The sequence below is a fragment of the Nocardia sp. BMG111209 genome (assembly GCF_000381925.1).
Taxonomy (GTDB): domain Bacteria; phylum Actinomycetota; class Actinomycetes; order Mycobacteriales; family Mycobacteriaceae; genus Nocardia.
Window position 1 is genome coordinate 167,450 of record NZ_KB907309.1, and the last position, 18,001, is coordinate 185,450.

At 70.3% G+C, this 18,001-nt stretch carries 10 protein-coding genes; 3 read left to right on the plus strand and 7 right to left on the minus strand.

What is annotated here, in order from left to right:
• Window positions 1-76: 76 nt before the first annotated feature.
• From G361_RS0131970 to G361_RS0131985, 4 genes are all read right to left on the minus strand, one after another.
• Window positions 77-7,480: a non-ribosomal peptide synthetase gene (locus G361_RS0131970; RefSeq protein WP_019931216.1), complete on the minus strand. Its 7,404-nt coding sequence runs from the start codon at window positions 7,478-7,480 to the stop codon at window positions 77-79.
• A 410-nt stretch (window positions 7,481-7,890) separates the two neighbouring features.
• On the minus strand, window positions 7,891-8,586 hold the full coding sequence (locus G361_RS0131975) for an AMP-binding protein (RefSeq protein ID WP_019931217.1): 696 nt from the start codon (window positions 8,584-8,586) through the stop codon (window positions 7,891-7,893).
• A 79-nt stretch (window positions 8,587-8,665) separates the two neighbouring features.
• Window positions 8,666-9,709 carry a DNA-binding response regulator gene (locus G361_RS0131980; RefSeq protein ID WP_231387170.1) on the minus strand — a complete coding sequence of 348 codons (1,044 nt, stop codon included), beginning with the start codon at window positions 9,707-9,709 and terminating at the stop codon, window positions 8,666-8,668.
• Window positions 9,710-9,714: 5 nt separating this feature from the next.
• On the minus strand, window positions 9,715-10,425 hold the full coding sequence (locus G361_RS0131985; RefSeq protein ID WP_019931219.1) for a M23 family metallopeptidase: 711 nt from the start codon (window positions 10,423-10,425) through the stop codon (window positions 9,715-9,717).
• Window positions 10,426-10,780: 355 nt separating this feature from the next.
• Between G361_RS0131985 and G361_RS0131990 the strand changes: the two genes are divergently transcribed.
• Both G361_RS0131990 and G361_RS0131995 read left to right on the plus strand, forming a co-directional pair.
• Window positions 10,781-11,824 carry a nitronate monooxygenase gene (locus G361_RS0131990; protein WP_019931220.1) on the plus strand — a complete coding sequence of 348 codons (1,044 nt, stop codon included), beginning with the start codon at window positions 10,781-10,783 and terminating at the stop codon, window positions 11,822-11,824.
• A 57-nt stretch (window positions 11,825-11,881) separates the two neighbouring features.
• A complete protein-coding gene (locus G361_RS0131995; protein ID WP_019931221.1) occupies window positions 11,882-12,274 on the plus strand; it encodes an SCO5389 family protein in 393 nt (130 codons plus the stop codon).
• 45 nt (window positions 12,275-12,319) lie between these two features.
• Here G361_RS0131995 and G361_RS0132000 read toward each other — a convergent pair whose 3' ends face one another.
• From G361_RS0132000 to G361_RS0132010, 3 genes are all read right to left on the minus strand, one after another.
• Window positions 12,320-13,162: an SAM-dependent methyltransferase gene (locus tag G361_RS0132000; protein WP_036496145.1), complete on the minus strand. Its 843-nt coding sequence runs from the start codon at window positions 13,160-13,162 to the stop codon at window positions 12,320-12,322.
• Window positions 13,163-13,283: 121 nt separating this feature from the next.
• Window positions 13,284-14,603, minus strand: a complete 1,320-nt coding sequence (locus G361_RS45655; protein ID WP_019931223.1) for an AMP-binding protein — start codon at window positions 14,601-14,603, stop codon at window positions 13,284-13,286.
• A gap of 82 nt (window positions 14,604-14,685) precedes the next feature.
• Window positions 14,686-16,320: a long-chain fatty acid--CoA ligase gene (locus tag G361_RS0132010; protein ID WP_019931224.1), complete on the minus strand. Its 1,635-nt coding sequence runs from the start codon at window positions 16,318-16,320 to the stop codon at window positions 14,686-14,688.
• A gap of 159 nt (window positions 16,321-16,479) precedes the next feature.
• On the opposite strand from G361_RS0132010, the gene G361_RS0132015 reads away from it, so the two are divergent.
• Window positions 16,480-17,964: an NAD(P)/FAD-dependent oxidoreductase gene (locus tag G361_RS0132015; protein WP_019931225.1), complete on the plus strand. Its 1,485-nt coding sequence runs from the start codon at window positions 16,480-16,482 to the stop codon at window positions 17,962-17,964.
• Window positions 17,965-18,001 lie beyond the last annotated feature (37 nt).

Here is an 18,001-nt window from a genome sequence, read left to right on the forward strand (position 1 = left end):
CCCCGATCCGGTACTGGCGACCATTCTCCGATACGGAGCCCGGCTGGTCACCCCATGGGCCGTCAATTCCGGTCCGTCAACGTTCGGCTACCGCCCCGGGCAGCAGTTCGGCGAGCGTCAGGACGGTCTCGGCGGCGCCGAATCCGTCCGGCGCCGCACCCTGTTCGACGACGACCGCCAGCAGATCCGCCATCGGTTCCGGGTCGATCCGGGCCAGTCCGGCGGCATCGGCGATCAGATGGGTCACCCACTCGTCGGCCAGCGCGGCGCCGGTGGGCTCGGCCGGGCCGACCACCACCGCCGCGCCCGCGGTGCCCGCCGCCACCAGTTCCAGCAAACCGGCCGGTGATTCGGCGGGCCCGGACCGGAAGGTGCGGGATTCGTAGGTCAGTTCGGTGCGGGCCCGCAGCCGATCCACCGCGGCGGCCAGATCGTCGTAGCCGAGCACCAGGCCGCCGCCGGCGTAGGCCGGATCGGCGCCGCGCAGCGCGCGCAGGCGGTTGGCATAGGTGACCGGCCGCGCCGACTCCCCGGCGATCTCGGCGGCCACCGCCGGATCGTCGAGCGCCAGCCAGGCGATACCGGCGCCGACCGGCCGGGCCGCCGCTGTGTGCACCCTCGGCACCGCCGACACCGTCAGGCCCGCCCGGATCTCCGGATCCGTGGTATCCGCGGACACCACGGCGGCGCCGGCCTTCAGCACCGCCCACACCGCCACGGCGGCCTCGGCGCCGCGGTCCAGCCGCAGCGCGACACCGGTACCCGGTCCGACGCCGCGGCCGATGAGCACCCGGGCCAGCCGCGACGACCGCGCGTCCAGCTGCTGATAGGTGACGACCGCGTCCTCGCCGTCGGCGATCGCCGGGGCCTCCGGATCGTCCTCGACCGCCGCCGTCAGCGCCTGGGTCAGCGCGGTGCCGAGCGTGGTGACGCTGTCGGGCCGCTCGGCCGCGACCGGACCGGCCTCGTCGTCTTCGCGCAGTTCGATCGCGCCGACCGCGATCTGCGGATCGGCCGCGACCGCGGTCAGGATCCGTTCGAACCGCCGCACCAGCGCGCGGACCGTGGACTCCTCGAAAAGGTCGGTGGCATAGGTGAACACGGTGATCAGCTCGTCCGCGCCGCCGTCGGCGGTGTGCCGCGGCTCCACGGTGACCTGGAGATCGAACTTCGCCGCCACCGCATCGGAATCGACTGCGGCGACGGTCAATCCGGGCAGCTCCAGGCTGGGCTGCTCGGTGTTCTGGAACGACAGCACCACCTGGAACAGCGGACTGTCCGTGGCCGTGCGAGCGCCGCCGCCGACCACCTCGGCCACCCGCTCGAACGGCAGGTCGGCGTGGGCGAAGGCGGAAAGGTCGGTCTCCCTTGCCGTCTCGACCAGTGCGTCGAAGGTGTCGGCGGTCCGGACGGCGGTCCGCAGGGTCAGCGTGTTGACGAACATGCCGACCAGATCGTCGAGCACCCGCTCGCCACGACCGGCGATCGGGGTGCCGATCGCGATGTCGGCAGTGTTCGACTGCCGCGCCAGCAGTGCCGCCAGCGCGGCGTGCACCACCATGAACAGCGACGAATTGTGGTCGCGGGCAATGCGGATCAGGCCCTCGTGCACCGCCGCGGGCACCACCGAACCGACCGACGCGCCACACATCGACGGCACCGCCGGCCGCGGCCGGTCCGGCCGCAGCACCGGGCTGCTCGACAGTCCGGTGAGGGTGTCCCGCCAGAATCGCAATTGCGCTGCCGCGAGCGAGTTCTCGTCGTCCTCGCGGCCCATCACGGTGCGCTGCCACACCGCGTAGTCGGCGTACTGCACTTCCAGTGGCGCCCAACCGGGTTCGCCACCCTGCGCGCGAGCGACGTAGGCGGTCACCAGATCCCGGGCCAGCGGCGCCATCGACGCGCCGTCCCCGGCGATGTGGTGCACCACCAGCGCCAGCACGTGATCGGCGCCGGCCTCGTCGAGCCGGATCAGGGTGGCGCGCACCGGAACCGTGGTGGTGACGTCGAATCCGGTGCCCATCGACTCGGCGATCCGGGCGACCGGATCGGCCGCGGTCCGCACCGGCAGCCCGCCGGACAGCGCCTCGGCCGCGGGCAGGATCTCCTGATACGGCAGCCCGCCCGTACCGTCGGCCGGGTATCGGGTGCGCAGCACCTCGTGCCGTTCCACCACATCCGCGACCGCGGCCCGCAGCGCCGGCACGTCGAGCGTCCCGGTCAGCCGGATCGCCAGCGGGATGTTGTAGGCGGGCGACTGCGGATCGAGCTGGTTGATCACCCACATCCGCTGCTGCGCCAGCGACAACGGGATCCGGGACCGTTCGGCGGTCTGGGCCGGGCGGCGCACCGCGGTGAGCTTCGGCCGTACCGCACCGGCCGCCGCGCCCGGCACGATCCGCGCCGCCAGCGCCGCGACCGTCGACGCCTCGAACAGCTCGCGCACCGCCAGTCGGGTATCCAGGGCCTCGTTGATCCGGGCCACCGCGCGGGTGGCCAGCAACGAATTGCCGCCGAGGGCGAAGAAGTCGTCGTCGAGCCCGACCCCGGGCCCGGTGTCGGCGCCGCGCAGCAACCCCGCGAAGACCTCGGCCACGGCCTGCTCGATCGGGGTGCCCGGCGCCCGGTAACCCGCCGAACCGGCGAATTCCGGTGCGGGCAGCGCTTTGCGGTCCAACTTCCCGTTCGGGGTCAGCGGCAGCGCGTCCAGCACCACGATCGCGTCGGGAACCATGTAGCCGGTGAGGAATTCGCCGGCCGCCGCGCGGATCGCGGCCGGGTCCGGGGCAGTCACCGCCTGATCCGGCGAGGCGTTCGCCTCGCCGACGACGTAGCCCACCAGCCGATCGCCCGCGTGCTCGTCGGCGCGGACCACGGCCACCGCCTGGCTGATGCCGGGGCAGGCCAGCAGCGCGGCCTCGACCTCGCCGAGTTCGATCCGGAAGCCCCGCAACTGCACCTGCTGATCGCTGCGCCCGGCGTACTCCAGGGTCGCCTCGCCACCGAAACCGGCCCAGCGGCCGACATCGCCGGAGCGATACATCCGGGAACCGGGCTCACCGAACGGATTCGCCACGAACCGCGCCGCGGTCAGGCCCGGCCGGCCCAGATAGCCGCGGGACAGCTGCGCACCCGCCACGTACAGCTCACCGGCCACGCCGACCGGCGCGGGATGGGTGCGGTCGTCGAGGACATAGGTGTCGAGGCCGGGCAGCGCGCGGCCGATCACGCTGGCCGGATGTTCGGCCAGCAGCTCGTCCAGGGCCAGGAACGACACGTGCACCGTGGTCTCGGTGATGCCGTACATGTTGACCAGCTGCGGCGCGTCCACGCCGTGCCGCTCGTACCAGCGTTGCAGCTGACGCAGATCCAGCGCCTCGCCACCGAAGATCACGTACCGCAGCGCGAACTTGCCGACGCCGGCCACGCCCTCACCGGCCGACGAGGCCGCGCGATCGACCTCGGCGAGCTGGTAGAACGCCGACGGCGTCTGGTTGAGCACGGTGACCTGTTCGCGAACCAGCAACTCCCGGAACAGTTCTGGCGACCGCGAGGTCAGATAGTCGACCACCACCACCGCGCCACCGTTGGCCAGCGCGCACCACAGTTCCCACACCGAGAAGTCGAAGGCGAAGGAGTGGAACAACGTCCACACGTCGGTCTCGTCGAAGTCGAAGCGCAGCTGGGTGTTCGCGAACAGCTCCAGCACGTTGCCGTGGCTGACCCCGACGCCCTTGGGCACACCGGTGGAGCCGGAGGTGTAGATGACGTAGGCCAGATTCTCCGGTCGCAGCGGCGCGATCCGGTCGGCGTCGGTCACCGGCCCGCCGGGCCCGTCGCCGAGCTCCTCGAGCAGCACCACCGGAATGTCGGTGGCGGGCAACGAGTCCCGGCCCTCGGCGGTGGTCAGCACGCAGGCCGGCACCGCGTCGGCGAGCATGAACTCGAGCCGCTGCGCCGGATAGGTGGTGTCGATCGGCAGATAGCCCGCGCCCGCGACCAGTACGCCGAGCAGCGCCGCCGGCAACTGCTCGGTGCGCGGAACGGCCACGGCCACCAGCGATTCCGGTCCCACGCCGCGCGCGATCAGCGCCCGCGCGATGCGGTCGGCGCGTTCGGCCAGCTCCCCGAAGGTGAGGGTGGTGTCGCCGTAGCGGACCGCCGCCGCGGCCGGGCGGCGCCGGGCCTGGGTGCCGATCAGGTCGACCAGCGTCACCGGCGGCACCTTCACGCCGGGCGAATTCCATTCGTGCAGAACGAGTTCCCGCTCACCGGGGGCCAGCAGGTCGATATCGCCTACGGCCATACCGGGTTTGGTGACCACCGCGGCCAGCAGGCGGCCGAACCGTTCGGCGAAGTCGGCCACCGTGGCGCCGTCGAACAGGTCGGTGGCGTAGGTGAACGCCGCCGCCAGCCCGCGCGCGCCGCCGCGGTCGTCGGTGCGCTCGGCCACCGCCAGCTGCAGGTCGAATTTGGCCAGCGGCACCGCCAGATCCACCGCCGAGACGGCCAGGCCGGGCAGTTCCAGCCGGGGCGCGGTGAGGTTCTGGAAGGTCAGCATCACCTGGAACAACGGATGCCGGGCCGCCGACCGCGCCGGATCCAGCAGTTCCACCAGCCGCTCGAACGGCACGTCCGCATGCCCGAACGCCTCCACGTCGCCGCGGCGCACCCGGGTCAGCAGCTCCTCGAAACTGGTTCCCGGCTCGACCGCGGTCCGCAGCACCAGGGTGTTGACGAACATGCCGATCAGGTTGTCCAGCGCCGCGTCGCCGCGCCCGGCGACCGGGGTACCGACCGCGATGTCGCGGGTACCCGACAGCCGCGCCAGCAGCACCGCCAGCGCCGCGTGCAGCACCATGAACAGCGTCGAATTGTTCTGGTGCGCAAGCTCGTTCAGGCCGGAATGCACCTCGGCCGGAATCTCGAAGTCGACGGTCGCGCCGCGGTTGGAGGCCACCGCCGGGCGGACCCGGTCGGTCGGCAGATCCAATTGCTCGGGCAGGGCCGCCAATTCGCGCTGCCAGAAGGCGATCTGCTGTCCCAGCAGCGATTCCGGATCGTCCTCGGCGCCCAGGGTCTCGCGCTGCCACAGCGCGTAGTCGGCGTACTGCACCGCGGGCGGGGCCCACTCCGGCGCACCGCCGCGCAGCCGATCCAGGTAGGCGGTCATCAGGTCCCGGGTCAGCGGGGCCATCGAGAATCCGTCGCCCGCGATGTGGTGCACCACGCACACCAGCACGTGATCGGCCTCGGCGAGCCGGATCGCGCGCAGCCGCAGCGGCGGGGCCGTGGTCACGTCGAACCCCTCGGTGACCGCGGCCGCGATCAGGGCGGGCAGTTCGGCGTCGGCGCCCTCGAGCACCGGAAGTTCCGGTACCGCACGCGGATCCGACAGCGGCAGCACCAGCTGGTAGCCGTCGCCGTCGAGATCCGGGTACACCGTGCGCAGCACCTCGTGCCGCTGCACCAGATCGCGGACCGCCGCCCGCAGCGCGGGCACGTCCAGCCGTCCGGTCAGCCGCACCGCGATCGGGATGTTGTTGACCCCGCCCGCGGGATCGAAGCGGTTCAGGAACCACATCCGCTGCTGCGCGTAGGACAGCGGGATCCGTTCCGGGCGCGGCATCGGCCGCAACTGCTGCCCGGCCCCGGCGCCGGCGTGCCGCTCCACCCGCTCGGCCAGCGCGGCCACCGTGGGGGTCTCGAACAGCGTCTGCACCGGAACCCGCGCACCCAGCGCGGCGCCGATCCGGGCGGCGGCCTGCGCCGCCAGCAGCGAATTACCGCCCAGTTCGAAGAAGTCGTCGTCGGCGCCCACCCGCGCCTCGTCGTCGCCGAGCAACAGCGCCGCGAACACGTCCGCGACGATCTCCTCCACCGGCGTCGACGGCGCGCGGAACTCCCGCACCGCGAACCGCGGCTGCGGCAGCCGGGCCCGATCCAGTTTGCCGACCGGGGTCAGCGGGATCTCGTCCAGCAGCATGATCGATGCCGGGATCATGTACGCGGGCAACGTCTCCGCGAGGAAGTCGGTCAGCGCTGCCACATCGATCACCGCATCGGTGCGCGGCAGCATATAGGACACCAGAGCCGTGGCGCCGGAAGGCAATTGGCGGCCGATCGTCACCGCGTAGTCGACGTCGGGATGAGCGGTGAGGGCATTGTCGATCTCGCCCAGCTCGATCCGGAAGCCCCGGATCTTGACCTGGAAGTCCGACCGGCCCAGATATTCGATGGTGCCGTCGGATTCGTTGCGGCGCACCAGATCACCGGTGCGATACAGCCGCGCACCGGCCTCGAACGGGTCGGCGACGAACCGCTCGGCGGTCAACCCCGGCCGATTCAGATAGCCCTGTGCCAGTGCCGGTCCCGCCAGGTACAACTCGCCGACCACACCCGCCGGCACCGGCCGCAGCCGGCCGTCCAGGACGAAGGCGCCGACGCCGGGCACCGCGGTGCCGATGGTGATCGGCGTATCCCCGGCCAGCGGTGCGGTGGAGGTGGCCAGGATGGTCGCCTCGGTGGGGCCGTAGCCGTTGTGGAACAGCCGCCCGTCGCGGGCCCAGCGGGCCACCAGTTCGGGGCCGAAGCGGTCACCGGCGACCACCACCACACGCAGATCGGGCAGCCCGGCCGGATCCACCGACTCCAGCGCGCCGGGGGTGATCAGCATGTGCGACACCCGTTCGCGCCGGAGCAGATCCGCGAGTTCGAAACCGCCGAACACCGACGGCGGCGACACCACCAGCGTCGCGCCGGCCGAGAAGGTCAGCAGCAGCTCCAGCACCGAGACGTCGAAGTTCGGCGAACAGACGTGCAGCACACGGGAATTCGCGTCGACGCGGTAATGCTCGCGCTCCGCGGCGACCAGCCCGCCCAGACCGGTGTGGGTGACCACCACGCCCTTCGGCCGCCCGGTCGAACCCGAGGTGTAGATGACATAGGCCGGATGCTGCTCGGTCACCGGGCGGGTCCGGTCCGCGTAGGAGATCGGATGCGCCGGTCGGGCCGCGATCGACACGCTCGCCACCCCGTCGTCGAGCACCAGCCACGGCACGCCCGCGCCGAGCGCGGGCCGATGGGCCGCGGTGGTGAGGCCCAGTACCGCACCGGAATCGGAGACGATGTGCGCGATCCGGTCGGCGGGATAGGCGGGATCCACCGGGACGTAGGCGGCGCCGGTCTTGGCGACGGACCAGATCGCCAGCACGGATTCCGGCGAGCGGGCGATGCCGATGGCCACCACATCTCCGGCGCCGACACCGCGGTCGATCAGCTCCCGGGCCAGCCGCGACGAGGCCTCGTCGAGCTCTCGATAGGTCAGCTCACGGACGGATTCCGGCTTCCCGGCATCCGCGTAGCGAACGGCCACCGAGTCGGCCGCGGACTCGACCGCGGCGGTGAGCAGCTGCCCGAACAGCGGAATGCTCGACCGGCGACGACGACTTCCGCGAGCAGAACGACCGGCAGTTTCCATCCGTGTGCTTCACCTCTCGACCTGATCGAACGATCGCCGCGGCGTTGTCCGCCGGCACCGGTTTCCCGGCCGACCGTTCGGGTTACAACCAACGTACGCAGTTCCCGACGACCCCCGAAGTCCATACGTCAGTCCACAAGTGCTCCGATATCGTGAGTAGCCAACCAGTCCCTGCCCGACACATGGACATCGGCATGCGGGCGCCGAGCAGGGTTACGGGCTGCGCACGATTCGGCGCCTCGCATCTGCTCGCCACGCCACAAGCCGCGATGCGTCCAGCGGACTGTCCGGACAGTACATGCCCGCTCAACCACTGTCACATGCCGGTGTCCGACCTGTCGCGACATTCGAATCATCCATCGTCGGCGGCACCGCAACGCGTTACCGCGAGTACCGTACGACACCGTGATCTACATCACGACGAGGGTCGCGCCGACACTCGCCGCGGCCACGATCTCGGCGACCGCGACCGCTCTACCGGCGATGTCGCGCTCTGCCCAGCGCAATTCGCACTCCGGCCCCGCCGCGAGGATCCCCGGCGTGATCGCCGTCCCCGCCGTGGCGGCCACCCGGTCGGCCCGGACGGCCAGCTCGTCGAAACTCCAGCAGATCCCGTCCGCGACGACCGCCGGATCCGCACCGCACAGCGGCCGGATGCGGGCGGCATGGGTGACCGGCCGCGGCGAGCGGCCCGCGAGGCCGCCGACCACGATCGGATCGTCGAGTACCAGCCAGTCCGGCCGCACGGCCGCGCCCGCGGTCACCCCGGCGCGGGCGAACGGCCCGGGTGGTCCGGCCGGACATACCGGCATCACCGCCGCCGAGCACATCGGCAGCACCGCCGCCCCAGCCACCAATACCGCCCAGATCACCGGCACCGGATCGGGCCCCCGATCCAGCCGGACCGCGACACCGGCACCCGGGCCGGCGCCACGATCGATCAGCAGGCGGGCCAGCCGCGATGCGCGCGCGGCCAGTTCGGCGTAGTCCAGCACACCGTCGGCCGCGAGTACCGCGGGCCGACCGGGATCCCCGTCGGCGAGTTCGTAGAGGCGACGCGACAGTGTGGTACCGCCCGCCGCCCCGCGAATCGCCGGGCCCGCCACGGGCGGACCGGACGGACCCCCATCTCGCACGAATGTATTTCACACCACGTTCCCGCTGGTGTACAGTCCGGCATTCCGCCTACAGCCAGCCCCGTCGCATCGCCTGGACGCCGGCCTGGAAGCGGGTACTGGCGCCCAGTCGCTCCAGCAGAGCCGCGGTGCGCCGCACCACGGTCCGCCGCGACATACCCAACCGGCGCGCGATGGTGTCGTCGGTGGCGCCCAGACCCATCAGTGTGAGGATGGCGCGGTCGCGTTCCTCCAGTGGCTCGTTCGGATTGACCGAGATCGGCGCGGCCATCGCCCAGAGCACGTCGAAGGTGTGGATCAGCAGATCCAGCATCGGCGAAGCACCGATCCGGAGGCCGATCGGATCGCCGCGGCGCTCGTCGTGATGCAGCATCAGCGCCGCCCGCTCGCCGTCGGCGATGATCACCTTCAGCGGCGGATCGGGCAGGGTACGCGCCTGCGCCCCGGCCGAATTGGTGGACAACGCGAACCGCAGCCGGTCCGCGTCCTGATAGATGTTGTCCTGATAGAGCGTCTGATAGCGGACGCCGGCACCGATACGCGCCGACTTCAGCTCGAACAGTCGCTCCGCGCGCTCGCCCTCGCAGAGGAACGGGCCGCGTTCCACCAGCCGCACGCCGCTGCGCGCGGACTGCTGTAATTCCTCGAATTCGCCCACCATGTCCCGGATCTCGTAGATCGGGGCGGTCGAACCCGCACCGCGCGACGAACGCCGCACCGAGCGGAAGGTCTCGCCGAGCCGGGCCGCGGCCGCGTGCATCCGCGCGATCTCCTGTTGCCGGCGCCGGGATTCGGCCTCCGACAACACTTCCGGAGCGTGCGCATCCCAGACGGCGACGCCGTTGGTGTCGATGCGCACCGCGGCCTGCATCTCGCACAATGCCTCGAGCGAGGCGGCGACGGCGTTGGCGGGGCGGTCCAGATGGGCCGCCAATTCCGCGAGCGTGGAACGCGGATGTGCCACCAGCGCCGCATAGGTGCGCCCGTGCGGGGAATCATGCTCGAACAGCTGCTGAAAACTCGTCAAACTCATCGAGCCGTTGGTCGTCACCAGGCTGTGCTGCTGACGGACGGCTACTCCGATTCCCACCATTGTCTTTATTCCTGTCCGGGACCCCATTGCTGTTGCGAGAGAACAACCCCCCTGGCCGCGAGGTACGGCTGCGGATCGATCCGGGAACCGTCGGGATCCCAGATCTCGAGATGCAGATGCGGTCCGGTGGAATCGCCGCGGTTGCCGACGGTGGCGATCACATCGCCCGCGTTCACCCGCTGCCCGACCTGGACCAGTATTTCGTTGACGTGCCCGTAGACGGCGGTGGTCCCGTCGTCGTGCTGCACGCGGACCCACAATCCGAATCCGGAGGCGGGCCCGGCGTCGATCACCGTGCCGCTCTCGACGGAATGAATAGGAGTGCCGATCGAATCGGCGAAGTCGACACCGTAGTGGAAGGCGCCCCACCGGGCGCCGTATCCGGAGGTCATGTCACCGGCGACCGGCCGCACGGTGGCGGCCGGAACCGCTTGCTGCTGCAGGTTTTTGATGACCTGCTCGGCCTGCGCCAGCGGGCCCGCGACCTCGGGCGGCAGATTCTGCAGCCCGAAGGGGGACGTCTCGGTGGCGACATCGGTTGTGGCATCGGCGATCTCGCTCGCCTGCGGGGCGGCGATCTCGGCTGCCTGCGGCGCGGCGGCCGCGGCGGCCGGCTCCACCGTATCGGTGTCGTAGCCGGAAAGCGGTGCGGCCTGCGCGATCTGCGCGGCGGTGCCGATCAGCGCACCCGCCGCCACCGCGGCGCCGGCGGCCATCCGCATGCGATCGCCAGTACGCGGCTCGGGACGGCGACGCGGAGCCCGACCCGCTCCACCCTCGGCACGCAGGTCCTCCAACAATTCCTTCACGGATACGGAACTCGCGGTAACACGGTGCTGCGGCAAGGCTCGTCCTAGCGTCGGTCAAACTTCGGTGTGCTGCCGAATCTCGAATCCCTCAGGGGGATCAGCGATCCAAACTCAGGATTCGATAACGATTCGGCATCCGCTGTGACAGAAACTGTACTCTGTCGTGACCATTTCGCAACCTTCTGAAATAACGGCAGGTAGGAGCGGAATCAGCACCCGTGGCGGTCCCGGAACAGGCAATCCCGGGAGTAACACTGTGGGCATGATCCTCGATGATGTGCGGATTCCGATCGTGCTGTCCCCGATGGCGGGCGGCCCGTCCACTCCGGAGCTGGCCGTGGCGGTCTCCGACGCGGGCGGGCTCGGCTTCCTCGCCGCGGGCTACCTCGACGCCACCGAGATGTCCCGGCGGATCGCCCGCATCCGGGCAGCAACCCGGGCGCCGTTCGGCGTCAACCTGTTCGTGCCGGGCACGCCCACGCCGCCGGATCGGTACGCCGGATACCTCGACCGGCTCGGCCGCGAATTCCCGCTCGGCGAGGCGCGATTCGCGACCGACGACTGGGACGCCAAACTCGACGCGCTGATCGCCGAACCGGTTCCGGTGGCGTCGTTCGCCTTCGGCTGCCCGGCGGCGGCCGAGATCGCGCGGCTGCACGCGGCCGGCATCGAGGTGTGGGTGACCGTCACCGCGGTCGCGGAGGCCCGGTTCGCGCTCGGGGCCGGGGCCGATGTGCTGGTGGCCCAGGGCGCCGAGGCCGGCGGGCACCGTGCGGGTTTCACCGATGCACCGGCCGACGACGAATGCGATCCGCTGTCCACCCTGGCGTTGCTGCAACTGCTCACGGCCGCGGTCGAGGCGCCGGTCGTCGCCGCCGGCGGGATCGCCACCGGCGCCGCGATCGCCGCGGTACTCGCGGCCGGGGCCGCCGCCGCCCAACTGGGCACCGCATTCCTGCGCTGCCCCGAGGCCGGGACGGTGCCGGCGCACCGCGAGGCGCTGGTCCTCGACACCCCGACGATGCTCACGCGCGCATTCACCGGCCGCCGGGCGCGCGGCCTGCGCAACGAATTCATCGTCGGACACCCCGACGCGCCGTCGGCATATCCCGAGATCCATTACGCCACCGGTCCGCTGCGGCAGGCCGCACGGGCTGCTGGTGATGCCGAAAACATCAATATGTGGTCCGGACAGACCCATCCGCTCAGCACCGACACGCCCGCCGCCGAGTTGGTCACCCGGCTTGCGCGCGAAACGAAAGATGCTCTGGAAGCGGCACTTTCACAGAGGTTCCAGTCTTGTTGACAACGTTTTTCGTTTAGAATCGAGTGACATCATCCGCCATCCCACAAGGAGAGCGTTATGTCACTGGACGTTCCATCCGCGCTGCTCGAACGTGCCGAACGCGGTGAGGTCTCGGACGACGAATTCGTCGACTGCGTCCGGAACTCACTGCCCTACGCCTACGAAGTGGTCAGCCGCGTGGTGTCCGAATTGCGTACGGGCACGGACGAATACGCGGACAACCTGGTCGCCCCGCCCGACGAGGTGGCCCGCGGCCAGCTGCTGCGGGCCCTGGCCTCCGACGCCATCCGCGGCGGCCTGGAGCGGCACTTCGGCGTGAAACTCGCCTTCCAGAACTGTCACCGGGTGGCGGCCTTCCCACTGACCTCCGTCGGCGGCGACACCTACTCCACCTTCATCTCCACCCGGGCCCAGCTGCTGAACCAGAGCCCGGAGCTGCGCAACTGCTGACCACCCGGTAGCGGGCCCCGTCCCGGCGAGGCCCGCGCGCCGGGGTCAGCACTTGCGGCCGACCCCCGCCCAGAGCAGTGCGGAGTCGGCCGCACCCGCGCGATCGACCTCGGTGGTACCGGCCAGATCCGACCGCCAGGCCGACACCGGGGCGATGCCCGGCGCCACCAATTCGGTACCGGCGAACAGACTCTCGAATTCGGCGCGATTGCGCGCGCACTGTTCCAGGCCGCTGCGCCGGCCCAGTTCGACGATGCGCAGCACGCCGCGCAGATTCGCATCCCCGGTCAAATGGGTTATCACCACACAACTTCCGGCCGGCACCGCGTCCAGCAGGCGCGCGACGATCGCCTGCGGGCCGTCCGTGTCGAGGATGTACATCATGATGGCGACCAGCATGATCGCCACCGGCCGTGCGGGATCCAGATTCGCGGTGAAGGCCGGATCGGTCAGGATCGACTCCGGATCGCGCAGATCCGCATGGATGAACGCGGTCCGCCCCTGCGGCGTGCCCTTGAGCAGTGCCCGCGCGTGCACCATCACGATCGGGTCGTGGTCGACGTAGACCACCCGGGCCGCCGGATCCAGCGCCTGCGCCACCTCGTGCGTATTACCCGCGGTCGGAATTCCGGTGCCGATGTCGAGGAATTGCGTGATCCCCCATTCGCTCACCAGACAACGCACCGCGCGTCCCAGGAATGCGCGATTCGCCCGCGCGGCGACCTGGACGTCGGGCACATCGGCGATGATCGCGGCGCCGAGCGTGCGATCCGGCGGGTAGTGGTCGCGGCCGCCCAGCAGATAGTCGTAGACCCGGGCCGGATGCGGCACCGTGACGTCGATCGTGGTCGACATCCGGGAGTCGGCCCCGGTTCGGCTGTCCGACATCGCTTTCCTCTTCGCCGCAGGTCTGGAACAGAATATTCGGTGCCGCCGCGTCCGGAAACGGATTCGGCGGATCGGATACGAAGTGCCGGATTCCGGCTGCCGAGCCGTTCGGCGGCGAAGTCTACCTGCGCGAATCCTCCGAGACGACGGTATTGCCCGAGCCGGTCGGCCCGCCGGCCCGGCCCGCCACGAACAGCCGTCCGGCGGCATCGAAACGGCCGAGATCGCCGGTGGGCACCAACCGGTCCGCACCGGCCGGCACGGTGTTGCCGGCCAGGATGCGGCCGGTTTCGCCGACCGGCAGCGCGGCGCCGGACTCGTCGGCGATCCGCACCACCGTGCCGGCCAGCGGCCTTCCGGCACAACGCGGTTCGGCCGCGAGATCGGCGGGCGTGGCGACCGCGACGCAACCGGCCGCGGTGGATCCGTAGACGTGATACAGCACCGGACCGAGCCGATGCGCGGTGCGGCGGCACAGCTCACCGCCGAGCCGCGAGCCGCCCACCAGCGCCACCCGCAGGGCGGACAGATCGCGCTCGGCGAACGACAGCGGATCCAGATCGGTGAGCCGCGACAGCATCACCGGCGCCACGATCAGCGCGGTGGCCCGATTGCGCGCCATACTCTCCAGCACCCGGCGCGGTTCGAAGCGCCGCCGGATCACCAGCGTCGATCCCAGGCCGACGGACAGCAGCGCCATCGCGAAACCCAGCGAATGGAACAGCGGCACCGGACATTCCGTGACCTCCCGGGCGCGCAACGGCACCCGGCTCAGCAACGCCCCCACCGGTTGCAGCGACCACGCCTGCGCCCCGGCCGCGATACTGCCGTCGGGCAACACCACTCGCGCCAGTTCGGCCGGCACCGGCAGCGGCTCGGAAGACCCTGCGGCGATGAGGGTTTCGAGGCTGCGCAACTGCGGGGACTCGGTCCAGGCCCGATACGCGCCGCGGCGCGGACTCAACGTACCGAGCGCCGACTCGAACTCCTGGTCGTAGACCAGCAGATCCACCCGCTCGCGCACCGCGACCTCGGACAGCCGCGGACCCGTGAAATCGGGATTCAGCAACAGGATTCGCGTTCCGCACTTGGCCGCGGCGAACAGAGCGTCGAACAGTCCGCGATGATTGCGGACCAGCAGCGCCACGGTCTCCCCCGCGCGCAGCCCGCGCTTGCGCCATTCGTTGGCCAGCCGGGTGGACCGATCGTCGACCTCGGTGTAGCTCAATGCCCCCGACTCGTCGATCAGCGCCGCCCGGCCACCACAGCGCTGCGCCGAAAAGCTCAGCGCCGCAACGAGACTGCCGTATCGAAACAGCGCGCCGGCCGCCGCCGGAACGGCACCGGCCGAACGCGGGCCGACCAGCCCCGCGGCCGCGCACCACCGCAGATATTCGGCTTCCGTCCAGGCCCGTCTGCCCAGAGCGCGCAGCAGATCCACGAGCCGGTACTCCTTCCCCCACGCCGCCGACGGCGGGACGGGGCCCAGGGTATCCGTCCCCGGCCCGTCCCGCCCGCGACCGTCAGAGCTTCACGACCTCCAGCTCCCCGTCGGCGTACCGGGCCCGCAGCCGCTTCTTGTCGAATTTGCCGACACTGGTCTTGGGCACCTCGTCGATGAACGTCCAGTATTCCGGCAGCTGCCATTTCGCGAACTTGTCGGCGAGGAAGTCGCGCAGTTCCGCCGGCGCCGCGGTGGCGCCCTCCTTGAGCACGACCGCGACCAGCGGCCGCTCGTCCCATTTCGCGTCGGGAATGCCGATCACCGACGCCTCCGCGACGGCCGGATGCCCGATGATGGCGTTCTCCAGATCGACCGAGGAGATCCACTCACCGCCGGACTTGATCACGTCCTTCGACCGGTCGACCAGCGTGAGATAGCCGTTCGGGGTGATCTTGCCGACGTCACCGGTCCGCAGCCAGCCGTCGTCGAACTTGTCCGGATCGACCGGGGAACCGTCCGGCGAGTAGTACGACGCCGTGATCCACGGCCCGCGCACCTCCAGCTCGCCGACGGCCTTACCGTCGTTGGGCAGCACCGCACCGTCGTCGCCGACCAGCCGGGCCCGCACCGAGGCCGGGAACAGCCCCTGGCTGTAGCGGTACTCCCACTCCTCCTCGCCCGAGGTACCGGTCGGCGCATGCGAGACGCTGCCCAGCGGGGAGGTCTCGGTCATCCCCCAGGCGTGCAGCAGCCGCACACCGTACTTCTCCTGGAAGGCGTGCATCATCGCCGGCGGCAGCGCCGACCCGCCGACCACGACCGTGCGCAGATGCGCGATGTCCTGGGGCGCGGCATCCAGCTGGGCCAGCACGCCACCCCAGATAGTCGGCACCGCGGCCGCGAAGGTGGGCCGCTGCGCGGCCATCATCTGCAACAGCGGCCCCGGCTGCAGGAACCGGTCGGGCATCAGCAGATTGGCGCCGGACATCATCGCCGCGTACGGCAGCCCCCAGGCATTGGCGTGGAACAGCGGCACGATCGCCAGCACATTGTCCGACGCGGTGAACCCCATCCCGTTCGGCGAGATCACCTGCATGGCATGCAGCCAGTTGGACCGATGCGAGTAGACGACACCCTTGGGATCCCCGGTGGTCCCGGAGGTGTAGCACATCCCGGCCGCCGACTTCTCGTCGAGCACCGGATAGTCGTACTCCGTCGGCTGCCCATCCAGCAGCTCGGCCCACGCGTGCACCGTCACCCCCGCCGGCGCCTGCACGGTCCCCGCGTCCCCGTTGACGACGATCACGTGCCGCACCGTCCGCAGCGACGGCAGGTACTGGTTGAACATCGGAACCAGCGACCCGTCCACGATGACCACCCGATCCTCGGCATGGTTCGCGACGTAGACCAGCTGCTCCGGGAACAGCCGGATGTTGAGCGCGTGCAGCACGGCACCCATCGCGGGCACCGCCGCGTACACGGCCATGTGTTCGTTGTTGTTCCACATGAATGTGCCGACCCGGTCCCCGATGCCGATGTCCAGGCCCCGCAGCGCGTGCGCCAGCTGCGCACCCAGAGCACCCAGCTCGCGATAGGTCTGGGTGCGTACCCCGTCCCCGGTCCAGGTGGAGACCGTGGAGTCCCCCTGGAACGTGGCGGCGTACCGCAACAGGGTCGCCAGCGACAGCTGCTCGTCCTGCATCGTGCTCAACATGCGTGTCAGTCCTCCTTCGGCCCGGCCCCACATCGAGTGAAACCGGTCACATCCGGCGAGAATAGTCGAAGCTCCGGCCGGAAAGGCGACTGGCCGGAAATATCGATCGGTGGCCCCGGATCTCTTCGGAAGCCCGGGTCACGGGCCTACCCTCGAGACATGAGCACCACCCCCTCCATCCTGATCATCGGCGCCGGCTTCGCCGGCCTCGGCATGGCCCTGGAACTGCGGCGAGCGGGCATCGACACCTTCACGATCGTCGAGCGCGCCGCGGACCTCGGCGGGGTGTGGCGCGAGAACACCTATCCCGGCGCCGCCTGCGACGTCCCCTCCCCCCTGTACTCATGGTCCTTCGCCCCGAAAACCGATTGGCCCCGGCGGTTTTCGGAACAACGCGACATCCACGACTACATCCGAAGCGTGGCAACGGAATACGACCTGATCTCGCGGATCCGCTTCGGCACCGAGGTAACGGACGCGGAATTCGATGAGGCGCAGGGAATCTGGAAGATCCGCACCACCACCGGCGACCCCCTCACCGCCGACATCCTGATCCCCGCAGTCGGCCAGCTCTCCCGCCCCGCACTCCCCGATATCCCTGGCGTAGGCACCTTCTCGGGCCCCGCCTTCCACTCGGCGCAGTGGAACCACGAGATCGACCTCACCGGCAAACGAGTGGCCTGCATCGGCACGGGAGCCAGTGCGATCCAATACATTCCGCAGATCCAGCCCCAGGTGGGCCACCTCACCCTCTTCCAGCGCTCCGCCGCCTGGATCCTCCCGAAATTCGACACCGAATACACCCCGCGGCACCACAAGATGTTCCGCCGCTTCCCCATCACCCAACTGGCCGAACGCTTCGCGATCTGGCTGTTCTTCGAAGTGATGGCCCTGGCCCTCACGGATGCGCAGTGGCTCCGGGGCCCGGCCGTGGCGATCGCGAATCGCTATCGCGCCCATCAGGTTCCGAATCCCGAACTACGCGCCACACTGACCCCCGACTACGCCCCCGGCTGCAAACGCGCCCTGTTCTCCAACGACTACCTCCCCGCCCTGACCCAGCCCAACGTCACGGTAGAAACGACGACGATAGAAGCGATCACCCCCACCGGCCTACGCACCACCGACGGCGTACACCACGAGGCCGACGTGATCATCTACGGCACCGGCTTCAAGGGCACCGAATTCCTGGCCCCCATGACTGTCTCCGGCGCAGGCGGCCGCAAACTCACCGACGTCTGGTCCCCCGAAGGCGCCCGCGCCTACCTCGGCATATCGGTCCCCGCCTTCCCGAACATGTTCCTCATGTACGGCCCCAACACCAACGTAGGCTCCGGCTCCATCATCTACATGCTGGAATGCCAGGCCCGCTACATCCGCCAAGCAGTGCAACACCTCTCCACCCACCCCGGCACAGCGATAGCCGCCCGCCCCACCGCCGAACAGTCCTGGGACGACTGGCTCCAACCCCGCCTCGCCCGAACTCCCTGGAACCTCTGCTCCAGCTGGTACCGCAACGCCTCCGGCCGCATCACCAACAACTGGCCCGGCGCCACCCTCCTCTTCCACCGCAAAACCCGCCACTTCGACCCCACCGCCTACGACACCTACCCCGCGGCATCCCCCGCCGACCAGCCGCTGTAGCCCCCCACGATCACCACCCGGTAGTCTGACCGGGTCC